Below are 20703 nucleotides of genomic sequence, written 5' to 3'. Positions count from 1 at the left end.
TGCGGCGCGTCTCGACTGGTGGACGCATTCGTCGCGTGGCGTACTTGTCCAGATATTCGACTATGAGTCATGTCACCGAGGCGATATGGACTCGTCCATGACGCGGTCCGTCGGGTAAGAAAGACCTTTACACCCCTCATCCGGGGCTCAGGGCGCGTGTGCGGCGCGCCCGCGCGTATGTATTTCCCCCTGCCGGGGCGGGCCAACCGTCGACGCGGGGCACGTACGCGGTGCCCGCCCACCCCTCCTCAACCAGGAGTGGCCACCCTCAAACGATGAAGACTTAAGGGGTCAACACCATGGCAGCGGAGATCGTCAATCCTCGCAGCGACAGCACCACTGACAGCACCACCGATGAGCCGTTCGATCCGGCCTTCGCTCTCCACCGCGGGGGGAAGATGGCCGTGCAGGCCACCGTTCCCATCCGTGACAAGGACGACCTGTCCCTCGCGTACACGCCCGGCGTCGCCAAGGTGTGCAGCGCCATCGCGGAGAATCCCGAGCTGGTCCACGACTACACCTGGAAGTCGCAGGTCGTCGCCGTCGTGACGGACGGCACCGCGGTGCTCGGCCTCGGTGACATCGGACCCGAGGCGTCCCTCCCGGTGATGGAGGGCAAAGCCATCCTCTTCAAGCAGTTCGGTGGCGTCGACGCGGTCCCGGTCGCGCTCGCGACCACCGACGCGGACGAGATCGTCGAGACGGTCGTCCGGCTCGCGCCGTCCTTCGGCGGCGTGAACCTGGAGGACATCTCGGCGCCGCGTTGCTTCGAGATCGAGCGCAAGCTCCAGGAGCGGCTCGACATCCCGGTCTTCCACGACGACCAGCACGGCACCGCCGTCGTGACCCTCGCGGCCCTGCGGAACGCCGCGAAGCTGTCCGGCCGCAGCCTCGGAGACCTGCGCGCCGTCATCTCCGGCGCCGGCGCCGCCGGGGTGGCCATCGCGAAGTTCCTGCTGGAGGCGGGGCTCGGCGACGTCGCCGTGGCCGACCGCAAGGGCATCGTGAGCCGGGACCGCGAGGACCTCACCGAGGTCAAGCGCGAGCTGGCCGAGCTCACCAACCGGGCCGGGATCTCCGGACCGCTGGAGAGCGCGCTGGCGGGCGCCGACGTCTTCATCGGCGTCTCCGGCGGTACGGTCCCCGAGGCGGCCGTCGCCTCGATGGCGCCCGGCGCGTTCGTCTTCGCCATGGCGAACCCGAACCCCGAGGTCCACCCCGACATCGCGCACAAGTACGCGTCCGTCGTGGCGACCGGGCGGTCCGACTACCCGAACCAGATCAACAACGTGCTGGCCTTCCCCGGCATCTTCGCGGGCGCCCTCCAGGTCCGGGCCTCCCGGATCACCGAGGGCATGAAGATCGCCGCGGCGAACGCGCTGGCCGATGTCGTGGGCGACGAGCTCGCGGCGGACTACGTGATCCCGTCGCCGTTCGACGAGCGGGTGGCACCCGCGGTGACGGCCGCGGTGGCGGCGGCCGCGCGGGCGGAAGGCGTGGCCCGGCGCTGAGGCCGATGGCGGGAGCGGGACGGAGCGGTGGGGTACGGATAAGGGGTCCCAGGCCGGCTCCGTCCCCCGGCCCGCCCCCTTCCCGTGGCCGGGGCGCCGCCCCCGGACCCCGCTCCTCGATCGCCGAAGGAGCTTGCGTCGCGCCGCGTGGGTGTCTCCCCGCGCGGCGCGCGTCACACCGGCGGCCGGTTACGCCCGGCCGCGCCCCCGCCTATCGTCGGGGCCATGTTCGCCGCCTACGCATCCCGCATCGACCGCGACCAGCCCCTCAACGGCCTTGAGCTGGGTGAACGCCCCGCCCCCGAGAGCCGCCCCGGCTGGACCACCGTCAACGTCCGGGCCGCCTCCCTCAACCACCACGACCTCTGGTCCCTGCGCGGCGTCGGCCTCGCCGAGGACAAGCTGCCGATGATCCTCGGCTGCGACGCGGCCGGAATCGACGAGGACGGCAACGAGGTCGTCCTGCACTCCGTCATCGGCCAGAGCGGTCACGGCGTCGGCCCGGAGGAACCCCGCTCCATCCTCACCGAGCGCTACCAGGGCACCTTCGCCGAGCAGGTGACCGTCCCCAGCTGGAACGTGCTGCCCAAGCCGCAGGAGCTCACCTTCGAGCAGGCCGCCTGCCTGCCGACCGCCTGGCTCACCGCGTACCGGATGCTCTTCACCAACGCCGGTGTGCGCCCCGGCGACTCCGTCCTCGTCCAGGGTGCAGGCGGCGGCGTCGCCACCGCCGCGATCGTGCTCGGCCGGGCGGCCGGGCTGCGGATCTACGCCACCAGCCGCGACGAGGCCAAGCGCAAGCGGGCGGTCGAACTCGGTGCGATCGAGGCGTTCGAGCCGGGGGCGCGGCTGCCGCAGCGCGTCGACGCGGTCATCGAGACGGTCGGCGCGGCCACCTGGTCCCATTCCGTGAAGTCGCTGCGCCCCGGCGGCACGCTCGTCATCTCCGGCGCGACCAGCGGCGACCGGCCCTCGCACGCCGAGCTGACCCGGATCTTCTTCCTGGAGCTGAAGGTCGTCGGCTCGACCATGGGCTCCAAGGACGAGCTGGAGGACCTGCTGGCCTTCTGCGCGACCACCGGAGTGCGGCCCGTCATCGACGAGGTGCTGCCGCTGGACCGGGCCCGCGAGGGGTTCGAACGGCTGGCGGCGGGCGACCAGTTCGGAAAAATTGTGCTCACCTGCTCTTGAGGTGTGCGGGGCGAGCTGCTCTGATCTGCGCCATGCGAATGCGGACGCGGATACGGATGGGCAGCTTACTCACCTCGATCGTCACTTCGTTCGTGCTCGCGGCGGGGGCCCTCGCCCCCGCCGCCGACGCACGCCCGGCACGCCCGGCACACCCCGCACACCCGGCACCACCGGAACGGGCCGGCATACCCAGCCTCACCGACGACCAGGGCCGCACGCTCACCCTGCGCGGATGGAGCGTCGCGGACAAGGCGCACAGCGGTGACCAGGCACTGACCGCCATCACCGAGAAGCACTTCCGAGATCTGCGGGCCAAGGGCTTCAACTTCGCCCGGCTGCTCATCTTCTGGGACGACCTGGAGCCGAGCCGGGGCCACTACAGCGCCGGGTATCTGCGCCGGATCGACCGGGTCCTGGACTGGGCGCAGAAGTACGACATCCAGGTGCTGCTCGACGCCCACCAGGACGTGTTCGGCCCGGCGTTCAACGCCCGAGGCATCCCGGCCTGGGCGACCCGCACCGACGGTCTGCCCTTCACCCCGCACCCCGACGACTGGTTCTCGGAGTACTTCGAGCCCGCCGTGCAGCGCGCCTTCACCCACCTCTACGAGGACACCGACCTCCAGCGCGCCCAGGCGCGGATGTGGCAGGTCGTCGCCGGGCGCTTCGGACACCACCCCGCCGTCCTCGGCTACGACCTGATCAACGAGCCGATGGGGGAGCTCGGCGAGGGCGAGGACCTGCCGACGGCCGCCCGCCGCATCGAGGCCCAGCAGCTCACCCCGATGTACAACCGGCTGGCCCGCGCGGTCCGTTCGGTCGACCGCGACAACTGGTTGTTCATCGAGCCCACCCCCATCGTCGGCGAGGGCGTGCCCACCGGACTGGGTGCGATCAAGGACCACCGCACCGTCTACGCCCCGCACTTCTACAACACCGCGATGGAGGCCGGCGCCGACTACGACCCGGCGGCCGGCTGGATCGAGTCGTACGAGGCCGCCATCACCGCGTACCCGAAACAGCAGAAGATCCCGGTCGTCGTCGGCGAATGGGGCCCGCTGAACAACAAGCTCCCGCAGATGGGCCGGTTCTACCGGGACGCGATGGCCTCCCTGAGCCGCTACAGCTCGGGCTGGGCGGGCTGGGTGTGGTGCTACGGCGGTGGCTACTGCGCCCTGGACGAGAACGGGGACTTCGCCACCAACAAGGACCGGACCGCCACACCGTACGCACCCGCCGTCGCCGGAACCGTCCACTCCGACACGTATGACGACAACGCGCGCGTGTACCGGCTCACTTACACGGCGGGCCGCCGCGGCACCACGGAGATCTCGCTGCCGCCGGCGGCCGGGCGGTGGAGGGTCTCGGTGGACGGCCGCGCCGAGGTCCGCAGGCACGGGGGAGAGGTGCACGTCCGGGCCCGGAAGGGGACGCGCGTGACGGTGACGGTGACCGGAACGGCGCGGGGCTGAGCGGGCCGGACACCTCACGGCTGTCCATCGCGGTCGACAGCCGTGAGGTGCTCGCCGCGTACAGCGCTACGTACACGACGGTGAACCGCGCGCTGTACGGGGACGGGTACGGAGAGGGGGCGCGGGGCGGTTCAGGGAGGCGGACTGAGCCCTCGGCCTCCCGGGCCCTTCGGGTCGCCGCCCCGGGTCGTGCTCCGGCGCACGCCCTCCGCCCCGCCCCGCCCGTCGTCACTTCTCCCCGCTGCCGCCCTTCCGCAGCAGTGCCCCGATGCGGGCCGCCGCCGTCGACAGATGGCCGCGGGCCTGCGCCAACTGCTCCTCCGTGACACCCCGGTCCCGGGCCGCGTCACGGATGTCGTCGCGGAAGCGGTCGAGCAGGCGGTCCAGGTCGCGGGCAGGGTCGCCGGTGCCGGCGGTGTCCTCGCCCCAGTCGGGCTCGGCGCCGGCGGGCTCCGGCTTGACGTACGGGGGCCGGGCGCCCGCCCTGGCGAAGCCGCTCAGCTGGCCGGTGATCTCGGCAAGCCCCTCCCGTACGCCCGTGGGCCAGTCGCCCCGGGCGAAGTGCTCCTGGACCTGGCGGGCGGCATTCTGCATCTGCTCGCGCGCCCGGTCCTGGGCCTCCTTGGCCTGACGGCGGGCCTGCTGGGCCTCCTCGCGGGCGCGGCGGGACTCGTCCTTCGCCCGGCGGGCCTGCTCCTTCCACTCCTGCTTGGCCTTGCGCAGCTCCTCCTTCGCGGCGCGCCACGCCTCGCTGTCGCCGAAGTCCCCGAAGTCGCCGAAGGCGGACTCCCAGTCGCCCTTGCGGCCCGAACCGGAACCCGTGTGCCTGGTCTCGTCCGCCGCGGCCCGCATCTCGCTGCGCAGCTTGCCGGCGGCGCCGCGTACGTCGTCCCGTATCTCGGCGGCCAGCTCGGAGACCGATTCCCGGATCTCCAGTTCCAGATCGGCCAGTTCGCCGGTGCGGCCGGCCAGTTCGGCGCGGCCCGCGTCGGTGATCGAGTAGACCTTGCGGCCGCCCTCGGTGGCATGGGTGACGAGGCCTTCGGCCTCCAGTTTGGCGAGGCGCGGATAGACCGTGCCGGCCGAGGGGGCGTACAGCCCCTGGAAGCGCTCCTCCAGGAGCCGGATGACCTCGTAGCCGTGTCGGGGGGCCTCGTCGAGGAGCTTCAGCAGGTAGAGGCGGAGGCGGCCGTGGGCAAATACGGGGGGCATGTCAGAGCACCTTTCCGGTCGGCTCGGCATCGTACGGACCGTCCTCGGCCGGCGGGCGGCGCAGCAGGGCGATCGATCCCGAGACGGTCGTCGCCCTCAGCTTCCCGGTCCCGGCGCCGAGCGTGCCGGTGATCTTCTTCGCTCCCCACTGGCCGCTGACCCGCAGGTCCTCGAAGCCGTTGGAGACGGAGCCGCTCGCGGTGTTGGCCTCGACCGTCGCGTCCGCCGGGTGCGGCAGCCGGATGGCGACCTCGCCGGAGACGGTGGTCAGCCGGATGTCCGTGGGCTTCCCGGTCGGGTCCACGTCGAGCACCATGTTGCCGCTGACCGATTCCGCCCGCACCGAGTCCCCGGCGCCCTCGACGACCGTCAGATCGCCCGAGACCGAATGGAAGCGGAGCCCGCCGGTGACCGACTGGGCCTCCACGCTGCCGGAGACCGTCTCGGCCAGGACCGGCCCCGCGAGCCCTACGAGCGCGGTGTCGCCGGTGACACCCCGTACGTCCGTACGCCCGCGGATGCCGGAGACGACGGCGCCCGCGCCGACGACGCCGACCTCCACCGCCGATCCGGCCGGCACGGCGAGCGAGACGACCGCGCTGCGGTGCCAGCCCTTGCGGTCGAACCACTTGAGGAAGTTCTGCCAGGGCAGGTCCTCGTATGCGACCGTGAGCGTGCCGTCCTCCAGGGTCACGACCAGCGGCGGTCCCTCGATCCCGGAGACCTCCAGCCGGGCGGTCGGTTCCTCGGTGCCGACGACGTTGACGGTGCCTCCGACGATGCGCACGTTGAGCGATGTCACGGGGTCGTCGAAGGTCAGCTTCTGGGGCTCGGCGATGGCCCATGTCGACACAGGCATGGATCTGACCTCCCGGGGAGCATGGAGCGACGCAACATATCGCGTCTCTTGCTGAACACGATATATCGCGGTTCGGGGAAGTCAAGGTGCCTCATGCGATCACTGACTGACCAAAGAGCCCCAAATATGAGCAAATTGCCCTCGTGTGTCGCACATGAACGCGACATCCCCCGCAGGGGCGCTGCCGCTGTGCCGTGCCGAACCGGAGACCGTACGGGCGGTGGCCCGACTGCTGCGCGAGCGGATGCTGCTCGCTCCCGCCGGAGACGGCTGACCCGTCCTCGTACCCGTAGGGAAGCCCTGACAGGGCGGTGCCGGGGCTGCGGAGGCGGACCCGTTCGACCGGGTCGTGGCCGGCCGGGGCACCGCGCTCGCCGTCGGCCCGACCTGGCCCGTGCCTGCCCTGTGGTGGGACGGCGACCGGGCCGTTCGCACATTCGCGTCAGGCCCGAGGGCCCGGGTGCTGGCAGGTGCCCGGCTCGCGGCCGGACTGCCGCCGGCCCGCTGGGGGGCTGCGCCGCCGCGGCGGCGGATGGGTGCTCGCCGGGATGCTGTGGCTGGTGCACGGGGCGCTCGGCCTCGCCCACGACCGGATCAGGGACGCCGACGGCGCGGGCAACGTCCGCGGGTGACTACTGGGCCCGCGCGGCGGACCAGGGGCGAGCAGTCCTTAGGGCCTGTCCGGCGGATCAGGGTCGGGCAGGCCCTCAGTCCTCGTCCTCGTCGTCGAGTCGGGCCAGCCAGGTCGCGAGGCGCTCTACCGGCACCTCGAAGTCGGGATTGAGATCGACGAACGTACGGAGCTGCTCGGCGAGCCACTCGAAAGTGACCTCTTCCTCGCCTCGTCGCTTCTCCAGCTCCTCGATACCGCGGTCGGTGAAGTACATGCGGCAAGCCTAATGCCTGGTGACAGCCCCAAGGAGGGAGGGAGCGCGTCCCTGGGCCGCGGCTCCCGGCACCCCCGCGAGCCCGCCGAGAACCGGCCCGCACCGCCCCCGCGTCCTGGTCGATGTATCTCGCATCGGGCACGTACTGCCGTTAATCTGCGGGTAGTTGGGGAACGGGGGGATTCATGGGTGACAGCGACGCCCGTATTACGCGCATTGAGATGCCCGACGGCACGGAGGTCTGGGCGCGGATCTCCGGTGCCGAGGAGCTGACGCAGCCCGGTGCGGGCCCGTCGTTCGCCGACATCGGCGCCGGGAACATCGCCGACCGGGTGCAGGCCCGGGTCGAGAGCCTGCACGGGGTCGTGACCAGCGTCGCGCGCTCGCTCGCCGAGCCGCTGCGGGCCGTGCGGCCCGACGAGGTCAGCGTGGAATTCGGCATCGAGCTCACCGCGAAGTCCGGCAAGGTCGTCGGACTCCTCGCGGACGGCGAGGCCAAGGGGTCCATCAAGGTCACGCTGACGTGGAACGGCGGCGGACCTCCCCTCGACCCGCAGGTGCCCGCGCAGGTGCCGGGGCAGGTGCCGGGGCAGCAGCCGGCCGCCCCCTCCGCAACCCCGTCCGCCTCTCCCTCCGTTTCTCCCGCCGGGGCACCCACCGGCGCACCGGCGCATGCGGGCGGCACCGGGCCGGACGACGGAAGCGGATCGTGACGCCCCCACCGGCCGGGGGCGCGTGGCACGGGCCGAACGACGCGGAATCCGCGCTGATGAGCCTCGTGAAGGACGCGACGGTGCGCATCCATCGTCCGGAGCCCGGGTATGCCCCTGAAGGATCCGACGGCGACTTCCTGGGGAGCGGCTTCTTCATCGCCCCGAGCTGGGTCCTCACGTGCGCGCACGTCGCGATGGAGGGAAGGGGGCGTCAGGTGAACGTGGTGTACAAGACCGCCCGCGGCGACGCCGTCCGGGTCGGGGGCACGGTCAGGGCGGCCCTGCCCGAACAGCGGCCCGCTACGGGCGGCTGGCCGGCCCCCGACCTCGCCCTCATCCAGCTGCTGCGCCCCGTCGAGCATCCCTGCGTGTACCTCAGCGAGCGCTCCACGGGCATGAACCGCGGCGCGTACTACTTCGCCGGCTGGGCGGACGGCGGCGCGGGAACGCTCAAGCGGCTCGGCCGGGAGTGCCGGGTGGTGGGCACCGTCGACGACTGGTCCGACGGCGACGAACAGGTGCTGATCGAGGCGAGCCAGCTGTACGCGGGCATGTCCGGCGGACCCGTCGTCGACCTGGCCAGGGGCGAGGTCGTCGGCGTACTCAAATCACGCTCCATGGATACGAACGGCGGCACGGCGATCGGCGTGGAGCGGCTGCGCACGCTGCCCGTGCCGGTCGGGGCGGCCACGGCCGAGTCCGACGACCCGTACCAGGCCGTGTTCCACGCCCACGACCGCTACCACGCCGACCGGCACAACAACCCCGTCGACGACGAGGAGACCTGGGCGGACGTCCAGCGCGACCTGGGCTGCGTGGCAGGCCCGGCGCTCACCCCGCAGCAGCGCGTCGACCTGCTGGGGCGGCTCGCCAAGCTCCCTCCGCCGGTCAGCACCCGCAGCCTGCTCGACATCCTCGGCGGCCTGGGGTACGGCTACCGGACCGTCGGCGTCCCGGCCCCCCGAGGCTGGCGCGACGGCCTGGGAGTCCTCTACGACGCACGCGAGGGCGATGAGGCGCTGGAGCGGATCCTGCGCTACTGCATGAGCGCCATCGCCGCCGAACGCCCCTATGTCGTGCCGTCCACCAAACTCGCCGAGGACGCCCTGTGGGACTGGGTGAAGGAGACCGCCGAGGACCGGCTCCGGCGGCCGTTCCGCCGTGAGATGGCCCAGCTGCGGTACCAGGGCCGGTACGACCGGGGCGCCGAACACCTGCGAACCCCCGAGCCGGCCGACGAGCCGGTCCGGCCACCGCGCTCCCCGTCGGTCGTCGTGCTGCACCTGGAGCCCCGCGCCTGGCAGCCGGACCAGTACGACTGGCGGGTCGTCGCCCGCCCGTCCGACGACGACCTGCCGGTGACCGAGAACTACCAGGGAACCAGGGCCGACGAACTCCCGGCCAGGATCGCCCCCTCCCTGGCGAAGGCGTTCCGGATGTGCGACGAACCCGACAGCCCCGCGGTCCTCCAGGTCGTGGTGGGGCCGGCGCTGCTCGACCTGGAGGTCGAGAAGTGGGAGCTGCCCGCCGACAGCCGGCCGCTCGGCGTCCAGCGGCCGGTCGTCATCCGCTGCTCGGACGGGCGCCCCGCCCCCTCCGAGGACGGCGCCCGGGAGCGCGAAGCGCGCTGGAACCGCGTCCACACCGGCCCGATGCGGGCCGCGGTCCTCGACTGCGACGACGGTATGCGGGTACCCGTCCCGGTGACGGCGGAGCTGCGCGGACAGGCGTACGAGACCGTCCCGGTGCTCTGCCGGTACGGAGGCTGGTCCGACTCCCAGAGCATCGCGGGGTTCGGGCGGGTGCTCGAAGCCGGGTACGGCGTGGTCCTGTGGCGCCGCCCGAAGTCCCAACAGGCCGCTTCCTGCACGGAGTTCCATCTCCGCGCCGTCGACACGGTCGACGGGACGGGCGTGGCCGACCGGCTCCCGCAGAAGCTCCAGGAGCTGAGGAAAGGGGTGCGCGAGGGCCGTACCGACATGTTCTGGTCGGACGGGATCGCCCTGGTATACGGCAAACCGGAATCGGAGCCGCCCGACCCGTTGTTGCAGGCGCCGTGATTCCCCTTACGGGGTGCGGACCGGATGGCTACGGTGAACCACGTTCGACTGCTGCTGCCCCTGGCGGACGAGTGATGACGAGGAACACGTTATGAGTGAACCCAGCGAGTGGCTCATCTACCGAGGGGCCGGCGAACCGCACGAGGGCATCGAGCAGTTGCCCCCGCCGCCGCCCTGGCGCGACTTCGCGGGCCGGGGCGTTCCGGCCTCCGACGAGCCGGACGGGGACGGTTCCGCCGACCGCCGTCTCGGCGGCCACCGGCACATCGCCGAACTCCACCGGCCGGGCGCCGAAGAGCTCGAAATGATCAACGCCGCGCTCTATCTGCGGCGCCCGCTGCTGGTCACCGGCACCCCCGGCGCCGGAAAGAGCACACTGGCCCACTCCGTCGCCCATGAGCTCGGGCTCGGCCGGGTCCTGCGCTGGCCGATCGTGAGCCGGACGACGCTGCAGGACGGCCTCTACCACTACGACGCGATCGCCAGGCTCCAGGACGTGCAGATCGCCGCACACGGCGCGGCGGCCGGTACGGGCGGCGCCGAGGCCGCCGACGGCGTGGGCAGCTACATCCGGCTCGGGCCGCTCGGCACCGCGCTGATGCCTTCGGACCGGCCCCGGGTGCTGCTCATCGACGAACTGGACAAGAGCGACATCGACCTGCCGAACGACCTGCTCAACGTGTTGGAGGAGGGCGAGTTCGGCATCCCCGAACTGGAGCGGATCGCCGACAGGCTGCCCGACGGCGAGGCGGAGGTCCTCGACGACGACGGCAACAAGGTGAAGGTCCGTGGCGGCCGGGTGCAGTGCACCTCCTTCCCGTTCGTGGTGCTCACCAGCAACGGCGAACGGGACTTCCCGGCACCCCTGATGCGCCGTTGCATCCACCTGGAGCTCGGACGCCCCGATCACCAGCGGCTCGCGACCTTCGTACGTGCCCACCTCGGCGACGAGGCGGCGCGCTCCGGTGACGATCTCATCGCCCACTTCCTGGAGCGTTCACGCAGCGAACTCCTCGCCACGGACCAGCTGTTGAACGCCATCTACCTCACCGACGCCGCCGCCCCGGCCGGCCGCGACCGCCTCGCCGACCTGCTCATCCAGCGACTCGACCGGCCGAGGTGATGGGCTGATGGCGGGCGCCGGGCCGGAGCGCTCCCCCGATGCGCGTGGTGCCGACCGTGCGGGGGCAGGTCCCGATGCGCGTGGTGCCGACCGTGCGGGGGGCGACCGCGGTGCGCGTGGCACCGACGACGCGGGGCTCTTCCCCGCGTTCGTGGCACGGCTGCGCGAGGCCGGGCTCGACCCGGACGTCGAGCAGCTCCGCGACGCGCTCTGGCTGGCCCGCTGGGCCCGCCACCCGGACGCACAACCACAGGACGAACAGGCGCGGGGGAGCGCCCCGCCCATGCGCCTTCCCCCCGGGTGGGCGGACGGGCCGCCCGCCGGCCCCGGGCCCGCCGCCGTGAGACCCGAACCCGAGGCGCCGCGCGACGAACCCCCGCCGCGCGTCGACCCCGGGGACGCCGACCGGATCACCCTCCACCCCGTACCGCGCACCGCAGCCCGCCCGGGGACCGGCCGGGGTGCCGCCCGGCCGGGGCGGACGACCGCCCTCACCTTCGGTGTGCCCGCCGCCCCGGCACTCCCCGCCCCCCTCGAACTTCAGCGAGCCCTGAGACCCTTGCAGCGCTATCACCCCGCCGCCCCACCCCTGCGTACCACCCTCGACGAGGCTGCGACCGCCGAACTCAGCGCCCGCGCAGGTGGGTTGATCATGCCGGTGTTCCGGGGCGTGTCCCGGCGCGAGGCGGTCCTGCAGTGCGTCATGGACGCCTCGTCCTCGATGCGGGTGTGGGACCGGATGTTCGGTGAACTCCAGCAGATCTTCGCCCAGTTGGGAGCCTTCCGGGATGTCCGGATGCGCTATCTGCACCAGGGGCCGGACGGCGCCGCCGCGGTGAGCCGCAGCCCCGACCCGGGCGCGGCACCACTGCACTCCGCGGACCGGCTGAGCGATCCGACCGGCCGCCGCGTCACCGTCCTGGTCAGCGACTGCGCCGGTCCGCTCTGGCACAGCGGACGAGCCCACCGGCTGCTGCACCACCTGGCCGCACAGGCCCCGGCCGCCGTGCTCCAGCCGCTGCCGCAGCGGATGTGGAACCGGACCAGACTCCCGGTCACCTACGGCTCGCTGTCCCGGGGCGACGGGCCCGGCGGGGCCGCCGTGCTGAAGGTCGTGGAGCAGCCGGGCACGGGCCCCGCCGTGCATCCGGGGGCCCTCGCCGTGCCCGTACTCCCTCCGGTCGACGGGGCGTTGGCGGCCTGGGCGAAGCTGCTCTCCGGCACCGGCTCGGGACAGATCTCCGGCGCGGTCGGCTGGGTGCGGGCCGATCAGCCGGCCGCCGCCGCACAGCGTCCGGGTGGCGGACTCTCCTCGCTCCAGCTGGTCAGCCGCTTCCGGGCGGCCGCCTCACCGGCCGCCGGGCAGCTCGCGGTCTACCTCGCGGCGGCCCCGCTGCACCTGCCGGTGATGCAACTGGTGCAGCGCACGATGCTGCCCCACTCGGGCCCCTCCGAGCTCGCCGAGGTGCTGCTGAGCGGGCTGCTGTCCCGGAGCAGGGGCGAGGACGGCGGCCAGTACGACGGTCAGTGGTACGAATTCGTGCCCGGCGTACGGGAGGCACTGCTCGGCCCGCTGAGCCGCGACGAGGCGCTGCTGGTGCTCAAGCACTGTTCGCAGTACATCGAGCAGCGGTTCGGCAAGGGCGGACCGAACTTCCCGGCCCTGGCCTTCGCCCAGCTCGGCGAAGGCAGATCCGCGATGCTGTCCGCCGGCACGAATCCCATGGCGAACGGCGCACCCGACGACGAGATCGAAGAGGGTGCCGAGAACGGGGAGGGCGACGCAAGCGGCAGGTCGCGCGTCCCTCACCCCTTCGCCGAGGTCGCGGTCCGCGTACTGGAGCGTTTCATGCCCCTGCCCGAGCAGTTCGTGACGAAGACCGGACGGGGCGGCCACCGAGGCACCGCCCAGACCCGGAACGCCGCGGTGGAGAGCGCCCGCGCCCTCCTGCGGCAGTTCGAGTCGGACAGCATGGTGCAGTACCTCATCGACGCCGTGCAGCTGCTGCGCGGCGCCACCGAACGCGAGGAGCAGCCGGGCACCGACCCCGGCCTGTGGGCGGAGTACTCCCGCTGCGTGCTGCGGCTGTGGGAGGTCCAGGGCGACGCCGAACTGCTCCGCGAGGCCGAGTACGCCGCCGAGCAGGCCGCCGCACACCCCACCGCGGTACGCGAACGGGCCGTACTGGCCAAGGTGTTGCACGCCGCGGCCGACGACCGGCGGCGGCGCGGCGACCGGCGCGGGGCGCTGGAGCTGCTGCGCCGCGCCGACCGCGAGTACACGGCCGCCTGCTCGGCCGCCGGCCTGGAACCCACCGAGGCCCTGCGGCTGACACTGGAACGGGTCCGGGCCCTGGAGGCGCAGTGGCGGCTCGACGGCGACACCGCGCTGCTCCAGGCCGCGTGCGGCATGCTGGAGGCCTTCGCCGACGTCTGGCCCGACCAGGAGAACCGCCCCACCACCCTGCCCCTGGCGCACGGCCGGACCCTGCTGAAGCTGGCCGGCGCCACCGCCGACACCGAACAGTCCCGGGTGTACGCGGGCCAGGCGGCACGCTCCCTGCGCACCGCGTTCGAACAGGGCGGCGGCCGGCACACCATGGGCACCGAGGTGCGCATCCTGCTGGACCTGGTGGACGCCCTGCTCGGCTCCGGCCAGGAACCCGACGAGGCCGCGACCCTGATCCAGCAGGCCCTGGCAACCGTACGCGACCAGCGGCTGCGCGCCTCGCTCCAGATCAGGGCGGGCCGGGTCGGAGTCGCGCGGTACGAGCACACCGGCGAGCCGGACGAACTCGTCAACGCCGCCGACTGGTTCGCCCGCGCCGCACGCGGTGTACCGCGCGACTCGCGATCCCACGCCGACCTGCTCGCCGAATGGGGCCGCACCCTGCTGCGCCGGGCCCAACTGCCCGACGGGCGCCCGCACATCGGGGCGGCGATCCGGGTGCTGCGCGACTGCCGTACGGAGACGGCATCGGGGAGCACGCGCCAGGCCGAGCGGCTGCTGATGCTGGGCCGGGCGCTGATGCTGCGCCACCGGGCCACCGAGGACCGGGTCGACCTCAGGGAGGCCGAGCACCTCTTCGGCCTCGCCGCCCAGGAGGCGACCGACCCGCTGACCGGGGCGCGCTGCTGGCTGGAGCTGGGCCGCTCCCACCTCGACGCCTCCCGGGTGCTGCAACGTCCGGCCAGGCTCGACGAGGCGGCCGAGGCGTTCCGGGGTGCGGCCGAGGCGGCCGGTGTGGCGGAGGCGGAGCTGGACGGCCCTCAACAGTCCGCACAAGCAGTCGAGTTGAGTGCTACAGCCAACCACTGGCGGGGTATGACGTACGAGAGGGCGGGACGCCCCAGGGCCGCTCGCGAGGCGTACCGGGCGGCCCACCGGGAATGGCGCAAACTGCCGGACGGCGGCGGCGCGGCGGGCGAGGTGACCGCCGAACGGCTGGCGGAACTGGAACGCTGAGCCGCTCGAAGCGGAGCATCGGTGGACGGCAGGGGCCACGAGGTCACGGGGAGAAACGGTGAACGAGACGAAACACCAGGGCGTAACGCCGGGCGGACCGTCCGATGGACCCGACGCGCTGCCGGATCTGCTGGGGCTCGACCTGGAGTCTCTGCGCACGCTGGACCACCCGGTCCTCGCCGAGGTGGTCGCTGACCTGCGCGGGCGCGCCGAGCAGCCGCGGGAGATGCTGTGGGGGTTCACCAACGCCTTCTGAAGAGGCCGTTGACTCCCGGTGCCCCACCCCGGGAGTCAACGGCCTTTGGGTGCACACGATTTCGGTCCGGGGCCCGGCTGAACAGGACATCGTCGTGAGGTACACGTTTGCCCGGATGACAGGCCAGGGATACTCGCCTCGGGACGGCGACGGGGGCCGTGCCGGAGGATGTGAACGGCGCGGGGGTGCGGGAGTGTCTCGACAGGCGACGCCGAAACCGCACCCGGGTGCCGAGGGCGGCCGACTTCCGTTCCCCTTCGGGCAGTTCATCGTCAAGGTACACGGCCGCTGCAATCTCGCCTGCCGCTACTGCTACCTCTACGAGGGACCCGACCGGACCTGGCGCGACCGGCCGGCCGCCGCCGCACCCGCCGTCCTCGACCGCACTGCGCACCGCATCGCCGAACACGCGGCGGCCCACGGACTGCGGGACGTCGCGCTCGTCCTGCACGGCGGCGAACCCCTCCTGGCGGGCGCCGACCGGCTCGCCGCCTTCGCCGTCCGGGTACGCGCCCTGACGCCCGACGGCTGCACCGTCCACACCACCGTCCAGACCAACGCCACCCTCCTCACCGAGGCCCGCGTCGCCACCCTCGCCCGGCACGGCATACGCATCGGCGTCAGCCTCGACGGCGGCCGCCCCGCCCACAACCTCCGGCGCACCGATCACGCCGGACGCCCCTCCTGGCGCGCCGCCTCGCGCGGCACCCGGCTCCTCGCCGACCGGCACCCCGATGCCTACGCGGGCATCCTCACCGTCGTCGACCCGGACACCGACCCCGTCGAGATGTACGAGTCGCTGCTCGAACTGCGTCCCCCGGCCCTGGACCTGCTGCTCCCGCACGGCAACTGGACGACCCCTCCACCGGGCCTGCCACTCACCGGGCCCGGCCGTCCGACCCCGTACGGCGACTGGCTCACCACCGTCTTCGACCGCTGGTGGCGCACCGGACGGCGGGAGACCCGGATCCGGCTCTTCGAGGAATGCATCGCCCTGCTGCTGGGTCTGCCCGGCGCCACCGAGTCCCTCGGCCTCGACCCGGTCGACGCGATCGTGATCGAGACGGACGGGACGATCGAGCAGGTCGACTCCCTCAAGTCCGCCTACGACACGGCCGCCGCCACCGGCCTCGACGTCTTCCACCACACCTTCGACGACGCCCTGCGCCACCCCGGCGTCGCCGCCCGCCGGGCAGGCGCCGACGCACTCGCCGCGGCCTGCCGGGCCTGCCCGCTGCTGACCGTCTGCGGGGGCGGCCACTACGCACACCGCTACCGCGCGGAAAACGGCTTCGCCAACCCGTCCGTCTACTGCGCGGACCTCGAACGGCTGGTACGCCACATCGCCGCCCGGCTGTCCGACGCAACCGCAGGAGAACGCCGATGATCCCCCCACTCCCGGACCACATGCTGCGCCAACTGGGCCGCACCGAGGGCGACGTGGAGACCCTCCGCGTCCTCGTGCGCGATCAGGACACCCGCCGGCTCCTCCTGCTGCGGGCGCTGCTCGACGCTGCCGAGGCGGCCCCCACGGCCATCTGCCCGCCCCGGGCGCTCGACCGCCTGCGCCAGGACTGGGCGCTGCTGGAGACGGCCGAGCGCGCCGACCGGGCCGCTGTGCGCACCGTCCTGTTCCACCCGCTCGTGGGCCCCTGGGCGCAGCGCTGCCTGCGCGGGCTCTCCGGTACCGGCACCCGCCCCGGTCCCGGCCCCGGACTTCGTGCGGATCTCCGTCATCTGAACGCGCTCGCCGCCGCGGCGGCGATCCGAGCCGGAGTCCCGTTTCTGACCCGCCTCAGCACATCTGACGGGTTCGTGCCGCTGCCCACCCTCGGTGCGCTGTGCACATCCTCGCCATCCGTCGAACTCGCCTTCGCGGGCGAAGAAATGACCGTGCGTGAGTTCAACTGCCTGCCCCCGCTCACCGTCCACGCGCGAGGCGACGGCGCAGCAGACTCGGCCGACCCGCGCTGGCTGCCGCTGCTCACCCTGCCCGCCGTACCGCCCGGCACCGGGGCCGTGCGGCTGGACGACGTCGACCCGTACCGCACCGAGGGCGGCGGACTCCCGCGCCACGGACTGAGCTCGGCCGTCCGCGTCGACGACCAGGAACGCAAGGCCTGGGCCGACTCCTGGACCGGAGTGGAGCCACTGCTCCGCATCGGCGGCGAACACCGCCTCGCCGAGGCGGCCTTGCTGCTGCGCTGCCTCATACCCCTCGGTCACCCGCCCGGCTCCGGCCCCACCGGCGAGGGCGCGGCCCAGTGCAGCGGGACCAGGCGCGAGGCGTTCGGTGCCGTCCTCAGCAGCAAACCGGCCACCTCCGCCCACTTCGCCGCCACCCTCGTCCACGAACTCCAACACACCAAACTGGCCGCGCTCGCCGCCCTCGTACTGCTGCACCACGAGGACCCGGAACCCCGTCATTTCGCACCCTGGCGCTCCGACCCCCGCCCCTTCGACGGCCTCCTCCAGGGCGCCTACTCGCACCTCGCGCTCGCCGACTTCTGGCAGCGGCTGGCGCTCGCAGCGCGGCGGGCCACCCACCGCGACCTCGCCTGGGTCGAGCATGCCCGCTGCCGCGAACAGGTCGGCGCCGTACTGCCCGTACTGGCAGGATCGGCGGCCCTGACCCGAGGGGGCCGCGTGCTGGTCAACGAGATGATCACGCTCTACCACCGTCTGGACGATTGTCCGCCCCCCTCGGGGCATCTCGCCCGCGCGGAGGCGTACGTGGCCACGGCCAAGGTGATATGGCAGCAGAGGAACGGCTCGCGAAGCCGGTGACGGACCCGCGATCGTCCACGGATCGTCCGTCGGGGCGACCGTGCTCAGGTGTATGTTGACAAGGCTCGGATCGACCCAGGGAGACGGTTGAATGCCCGCAACGCGTAAGCAAGTTGGAGCAACCGGGGTGCAGGCCGTCACCATCAGTTTCGCCGGCTTCAACCGGGCCTGGGCGACCTGGATCGGTGACCGGCTGGAGCGGCGCGGAGTATCGGTCGCCACGCAGCGCTGGGATCCCCCGGTAGAGGTTCCGCTGGAGGAGTCGCTGCGTGACCTGACGCTCTCCCGGGGCCGCGTCCTGGTGATCCTCAGCGACTGGTACTTCCAGCTCGGCCCGCGCAGCCACAACGAGTGGAACAGGGCGCTGCGCGAGGCCGTCGCCCCCGACGCCGACCGCTTCGCCGCGGTCTCCATCACCACCTCGGCACTGCCGGGCGCCACCTCCGTGTTCGGCGCGGCGGACCTGACCAACGTCGGCGCCGAGGAGGCCGAACGACGGTTGCTGGTCCGCCTGGGCCTCCCCACCGACCCGCTGCCGGAGCCCGCCGGGGCCAGACAGGGGCCCCGGTATCCGGCCGACACCCCCGAGGTGTGGGGCGGGGTGCCGCGCCGCAACACCCGGTTCACCGGCCGCGAGGAGCTGCTCAGCAAGGCGTACGAAGCACTCCAGGACGCGGGAACCGGTGCCGGGGTCGTGACCCTGCACGGTATGTCCGGTGTGGGCAAGACCCAGCTGGCCGCGGAGTACGTCTACCGGTTCGGCTCCGAGTACGACGTCGTGTGGTGGGTGCCCGCAGACCGCCGTGCCCTCTACCGCCAGAAGCTCGCCGAACTCGCCCCCGAACTGGGCCTGTCCACGGGCGCCGAGTACGGCGAACGGCTGCGCGCGGTCCGCGACGCGCTGCGCCGCGGTGAACCGCACTCCCGCTGGCTCCTCGTCCTGGACGGCGCCGACGAGCCCGAACACATCTGGGACCTGGTGCCGACCGGCCCCGGACATGTCCTGATCACCTCCCGCAACCCGGAGTGGAGCGAGCACAACAGCAACCTCGTCGAGGTCCCGGTCTATACACGCGACGAGTCGGTCGCCTTCATCCGCCGACGCGCATCCCGCCTGACCCCGAACGACGCCGACCAGCTGGCCGAGGCCCTCGAAGACCTCCCGCTCCTCCTGGACCAGACGGCCGGCTGGCTCAACGACTCCGACATGTCCGTCGAGGAGTACATCGAACTCCTCGAAGGCGGCATCGATCAGGACGTCGTCAAGGTCTCGGCCGACTTCCCGCTCGCCTTCCAGACCGCCTGGTCGATACTGCTGAACAAGCTCAAGGAGACCGTTCCGGAATCCGTCGACCTGCTGCGGCTGTGCAGCTTCTTCGCACCCGGCTCCGTCCCCGTTCGGCTGCTGCGGGAGATGCCCCCCGGTGAACTGCCCGAGCAGCTGTCCGGTCTGATGAACGACCCGCTGCTGTGGAACAAGGCGATCGGCCAGCTCCGCCAATACTCCGTGGTCCGGCTGGAGTCCCACGAAACGGTCGGTGAGGAGTCGTCGTCCGGCGAGTCGCTCTACATGCACCGCATGGTTCATCAGATCGTCGGCAAGGACATGCCGGAACGCGACCGCCGCGAGTTCATCGACGTGGTCCGCAGGGCCCTCGCTGCCGCGGACCCCGGTCGTCCCACCGACACCCGGCTGTGGCCCGCCTACGCCGAGATCACTCCGCACCTGAAATGGGCCGACGTACTCAGGAGCACCGAGCCGGCGGTGCAGACCCTCGTGCTCAACTGCCTGCGCTACATGTACCTCTCCGGGGAGTACCGTGCCGGGATCAAACTCGGCGAACGCGCCATGACGGCCTGGCGCGAACTCCTCGGCGACGACCACCCCAGGATCTGGGACCTCAGCTACAACTACGCCAACGTTCTGCGGGCCGTTGGCGACTACGCGGGCACGGAAGCCATCGAACGGGCTGCCGTCGATCGCCTGCGCGCCGAGCGCGGCGCCCAGGACCTGGAACATCTCCGCGCCGCCGGCGGCCTCGCCGCCGACCTCCGGGGCCTCGGCCGGTACGACGAGGCGTTCCAGATCTCCAGCTGGATCCTCGCCGCGTACCGCGAACTGCTGGGCGACCTGGACTCGCGCACCCTCAACGCACAGAACAACCTGGCGGTCTCGCTCCGGCTGCTGGGCAGGTACGAGGAGTCCCTGGAGCTCAACCGGAGCACGCTGGACGCCCGGCGGCAACTGCTGCGCTCACGCCACACCTGGACCCTGTTCTCCGAGATCAACTACGCCACCGACCTGCGCCTGCTCGGCCGGTACGGCGACGCCCTGTCGCTCCAGAACCAGAGCGTCCGGGTGCACCGGCTGGTCATGGGGCCCGACAACCCGCAGACCCTGCGCGCCGAGCACAACCTTGCGCTGTGCCAGTACCGGACGGGCGAGCGGGACAGGTCCGCGGCCCTCTTCACCCGGGTCCTCGAACGGGCGGAGCGGGTCCTGGGCGAGAGCGATCCGCTGACGATGATGTTCGCGGTCAGCCAGAGTTTCTTCGCCCGTGAGCACGGCGACATCGACCGGGCCAGGGACATAAGCGAACAGGTCGTCACGGGCTATGAGGCGATGCTCGGCGAAGGGCACCCCTTCGTAGCCGGAACCCGGGCCAACCATGCCCTGATCCTGCGCAACGTGGGGGAGCGGGACCAGGCCCACGCGCTCCTGGAAGAATCTCTTGCCGCGCTGACGCGGGCCGTCGGCGAGCACCACCCCTGGACCCTGGGCTGCGCGATCAACGCCTCGGCGTTGCGCAATCTGGTGGGGGACCCGGAGTCGGCGGCCGAGCTGACGGAGTCGGTCATCGGCCGGGCCACCGAGACCCTGGGCCGGACCCACCCGCTGACCCTCTCCGCCCGGATCGCGCACGCCGCCGACCTGCGCGGCATCCGGGAGCGGCAACGGGCCGAGAAGATCGAGAACGAGGCACTGGGAGATCTGGTCTCGACGCTCGGGGCCCAGCACGTCCACACGGTCTCGGCCCGTTCCCGCAACCGTCCGTACTGGGACTTCGAACCCCCCATCGTCTGAGGCGGCCCGCCCCGCCCGTACGCCGAAGGGCCCGGCTCCGCGATCGTCTCGCGGGGCCGGGCCCTTCGGTGTTGCGTACTA

The 20703-nt window shown here is 72.4% G+C and carries 14 protein-coding genes and 1 pseudogene; 12 read left to right on the top strand and 3 right to left on the bottom strand.

The features are described from left to right. Window positions 1–299: 299 nt before the first annotated feature. The 3 genes from ACWCQ6_RS13295 to ACWCQ6_RS13285 all read left to right on the top strand — a co-directional run bounded on the left by ACWCQ6_RS13295 (window position 300) and on the right by ACWCQ6_RS13285 (window position 4174). Entirely contained in the window at window positions 300–1511 is a 1212-nt protein-coding gene (locus ACWCQ6_RS13295) for an NAD(P)-dependent malic enzyme (protein ID WP_451088534.1), read from the top strand. Between the two features lie 225 nt (window positions 1512–1736). Beyond that, on the top strand, window positions 1737–2702 hold the full coding sequence (locus ACWCQ6_RS13290) for a zinc-binding dehydrogenase (RefSeq protein WP_451088532.1): 966 nt from the start codon (window positions 1737–1739) through the stop codon (window positions 2700–2702). A gap of 32 nt (window positions 2703–2734) precedes the next feature. After that, window positions 2735–4174, top strand: coding sequence for a cellulase family glycosylhydrolase (locus tag ACWCQ6_RS13285; protein ID WP_451088530.1), 1440 nt, complete (start codon window positions 2735–2737; stop codon window positions 4172–4174). A 228-nt stretch (window positions 4175–4402) separates the two neighbouring features. Here the strand turns inward: ACWCQ6_RS13285 and ACWCQ6_RS13280 are convergent, their stop codons facing one another. Beyond that, window positions 4403–5386 (bottom strand): helix-turn-helix transcriptional regulator, encoded by a 984-nt coding sequence (locus ACWCQ6_RS13280; protein WP_451088528.1) that lies wholly within the window; start codon window positions 5384–5386, stop codon window positions 4403–4405. A gap of 1 nt (window position 5387) precedes the next feature. After that, the gene (locus ACWCQ6_RS13275; RefSeq protein WP_451088526.1) at window positions 5388–6245 is read right to left on the bottom strand and encodes a DUF4097 family beta strand repeat-containing protein; all 858 of its coding nucleotides are present in this window, start codon (window positions 6243–6245) and stop codon (window positions 5388–5390) included. A gap of 154 nt (window positions 6246–6399) precedes the next feature. On the opposite strand from ACWCQ6_RS13275, the pseudogene ACWCQ6_RS13270 reads away from it, so the two are divergent. Continuing rightward, a pseudogene (locus ACWCQ6_RS13270) lies at window positions 6400–6877 on the top strand (hypothetical protein). 75 nt (window positions 6878–6952) lie between these two features. Here ACWCQ6_RS13270 and ACWCQ6_RS13265 read toward each other — a convergent pair. Further along, window positions 6953–7132: a DUF6104 family protein gene (locus tag ACWCQ6_RS13265; protein WP_128557595.1), complete on the bottom strand. Its 180-nt coding sequence runs from the start codon at window positions 7130–7132 to the stop codon at window positions 6953–6955. Between the two features lie 185 nt (window positions 7133–7317). On the opposite strand from ACWCQ6_RS13265, the gene ACWCQ6_RS13260 reads away from it, so the two are divergent. The 8 genes from ACWCQ6_RS13260 to fxsT all read left to right on the top strand — a co-directional run bounded on the left by ACWCQ6_RS13260 (window position 7318) and on the right by fxsT (window position 20622). After that, on the top strand, window positions 7318–7845 hold the full coding sequence (locus ACWCQ6_RS13260; protein WP_451088524.1) for a CU044_2847 family protein: 528 nt from the start codon (window positions 7318–7320) through the stop codon (window positions 7843–7845). After that, window positions 7842–9905, top strand: a complete 2064-nt coding sequence (locus ACWCQ6_RS13255) for a VMAP-C domain-containing protein (RefSeq protein WP_451088522.1) — start codon at window positions 7842–7844, stop codon at window positions 9903–9905. Before ACWCQ6_RS13260 ends, ACWCQ6_RS13255 begins: the two co-directional genes overlap by 4 nt. A gap of 91 nt (window positions 9906–9996) precedes the next feature. After that, on the top strand, window positions 9997–11028 hold the full coding sequence (locus ACWCQ6_RS13250) for an AAA family ATPase (RefSeq protein ID WP_451088520.1): 1032 nt from the start codon (window positions 9997–9999) through the stop codon (window positions 11026–11028). A gap of 7 nt (window positions 11029–11035) precedes the next feature. After that, on the top strand, window positions 11036–14494 hold the full coding sequence (locus ACWCQ6_RS13245; protein WP_451088518.1) for an SAV_2336 N-terminal domain-related protein: 3459 nt from the start codon (window positions 11036–11038) through the stop codon (window positions 14492–14494). Between the two features lie 58 nt (window positions 14495–14552). Further along, complete coding sequence (fxsA, locus tag ACWCQ6_RS13240; protein ID WP_451088516.1) at window positions 14553–14750, top strand: FxSxx-COOH cyclophane-containing RiPP peptide; 198 nt, start codon at window positions 14553–14555, stop codon at window positions 14748–14750. Between the two features lie 193 nt (window positions 14751–14943). Further along, the gene (locus ACWCQ6_RS13235; protein ID WP_451088514.1) at window positions 14944–16137 is read left to right on the top strand and encodes an FxsB family cyclophane-forming radical SAM/SPASM peptide maturase; all 1194 of its coding nucleotides are present in this window, start codon (window positions 14944–14946) and stop codon (window positions 16135–16137) included. After that, on the top strand, window positions 16134–17537 hold the full coding sequence (locus ACWCQ6_RS13230; protein ID WP_451088512.1) for an aKG-HExxH-type peptide beta-hydroxylase: 1404 nt from the start codon (window positions 16134–16136) through the stop codon (window positions 17535–17537). The genes ACWCQ6_RS13235 and ACWCQ6_RS13230 overlap by 4 nt, the downstream gene beginning before the upstream one ends. A 91-nt stretch (window positions 17538–17628) precedes the next feature. Beyond that, window positions 17629–20622 carry an FxSxx-COOH system tetratricopeptide repeat protein gene (gene fxsT / locus ACWCQ6_RS13225; RefSeq protein WP_451088510.1) on the top strand — a complete coding sequence of 998 codons (2994 nt, stop codon included), beginning with the start codon at window positions 17629–17631 and terminating at the stop codon, window positions 20620–20622. Window positions 20623–20703 lie beyond the last annotated feature (81 nt).

Source organism: Streptomyces sp. NPDC001880 (assembly GCF_053594575.1).
Note: the sequence above shows the minus strand (reverse complement) of the source record. Positions and strands in the feature narration are given on the sequence as shown.

What these genes read in the sequence shown, in the direction of transcription:
- ACWCQ6_RS13295 (WP_451088534.1), top strand. Translation starts at nt 300, where the DNA reads ATGGCAGCGGAGATCGTCAATCCTCGCAGCGACAGCACCACTGACAGC.
- ACWCQ6_RS13290 (WP_451088532.1), top strand. Translation starts at nt 1,737, where the DNA reads ATGTTCGCCGCCTACGCATCCCGCATCGACCGCGACCAGCCCCTCAAC.
- ACWCQ6_RS13285 (WP_451088530.1), top strand. Translation starts at nt 2,735, where the DNA reads ATGCGAATGCGGACGCGGATACGGATGGGCAGCTTACTCACCTCGATC.
- ACWCQ6_RS13280 (WP_451088528.1), bottom strand. Translation starts at nt 5,386, where the DNA reads ATGCCCCCCGTATTTGCCCACGGCCGCCTCCGCCTCTACCTGCTGAAG.
- ACWCQ6_RS13275 (WP_451088526.1), bottom strand. Translation starts at nt 6,245, where the DNA reads ATGCCTGTGTCGACATGGGCCATCGCCGAGCCCCAGAAGCTGACCTTC.
- ACWCQ6_RS13265 (WP_128557595.1), bottom strand. Translation starts at nt 7,132, where the DNA reads ATGTACTTCACCGACCGCGGTATCGAGGAGCTGGAGAAGCGACGAGGC.
- ACWCQ6_RS13260 (WP_451088524.1), top strand. Translation starts at nt 7,318, where the DNA reads ATGGGTGACAGCGACGCCCGTATTACGCGCATTGAGATGCCCGACGGC.
- ACWCQ6_RS13250 (WP_451088520.1), top strand. Translation starts at nt 9,997, where the DNA reads ATGAGTGAACCCAGCGAGTGGCTCATCTACCGAGGGGCCGGCGAACCG.
- ACWCQ6_RS13245 (WP_451088518.1), top strand. Translation starts at nt 11,036, where the DNA reads ATGGCGGGCGCCGGGCCGGAGCGCTCCCCCGATGCGCGTGGTGCCGAC.
- ACWCQ6_RS13230 (WP_451088512.1), top strand. Translation starts at nt 16,134, where the DNA reads ATGATCCCCCCACTCCCGGACCACATGCTGCGCCAACTGGGCCGCACC.
- fxsT (WP_451088510.1), top strand. Translation starts at nt 17,629, where the DNA reads ATGCCCGCAACGCGTAAGCAAGTTGGAGCAACCGGGGTGCAGGCCGTC.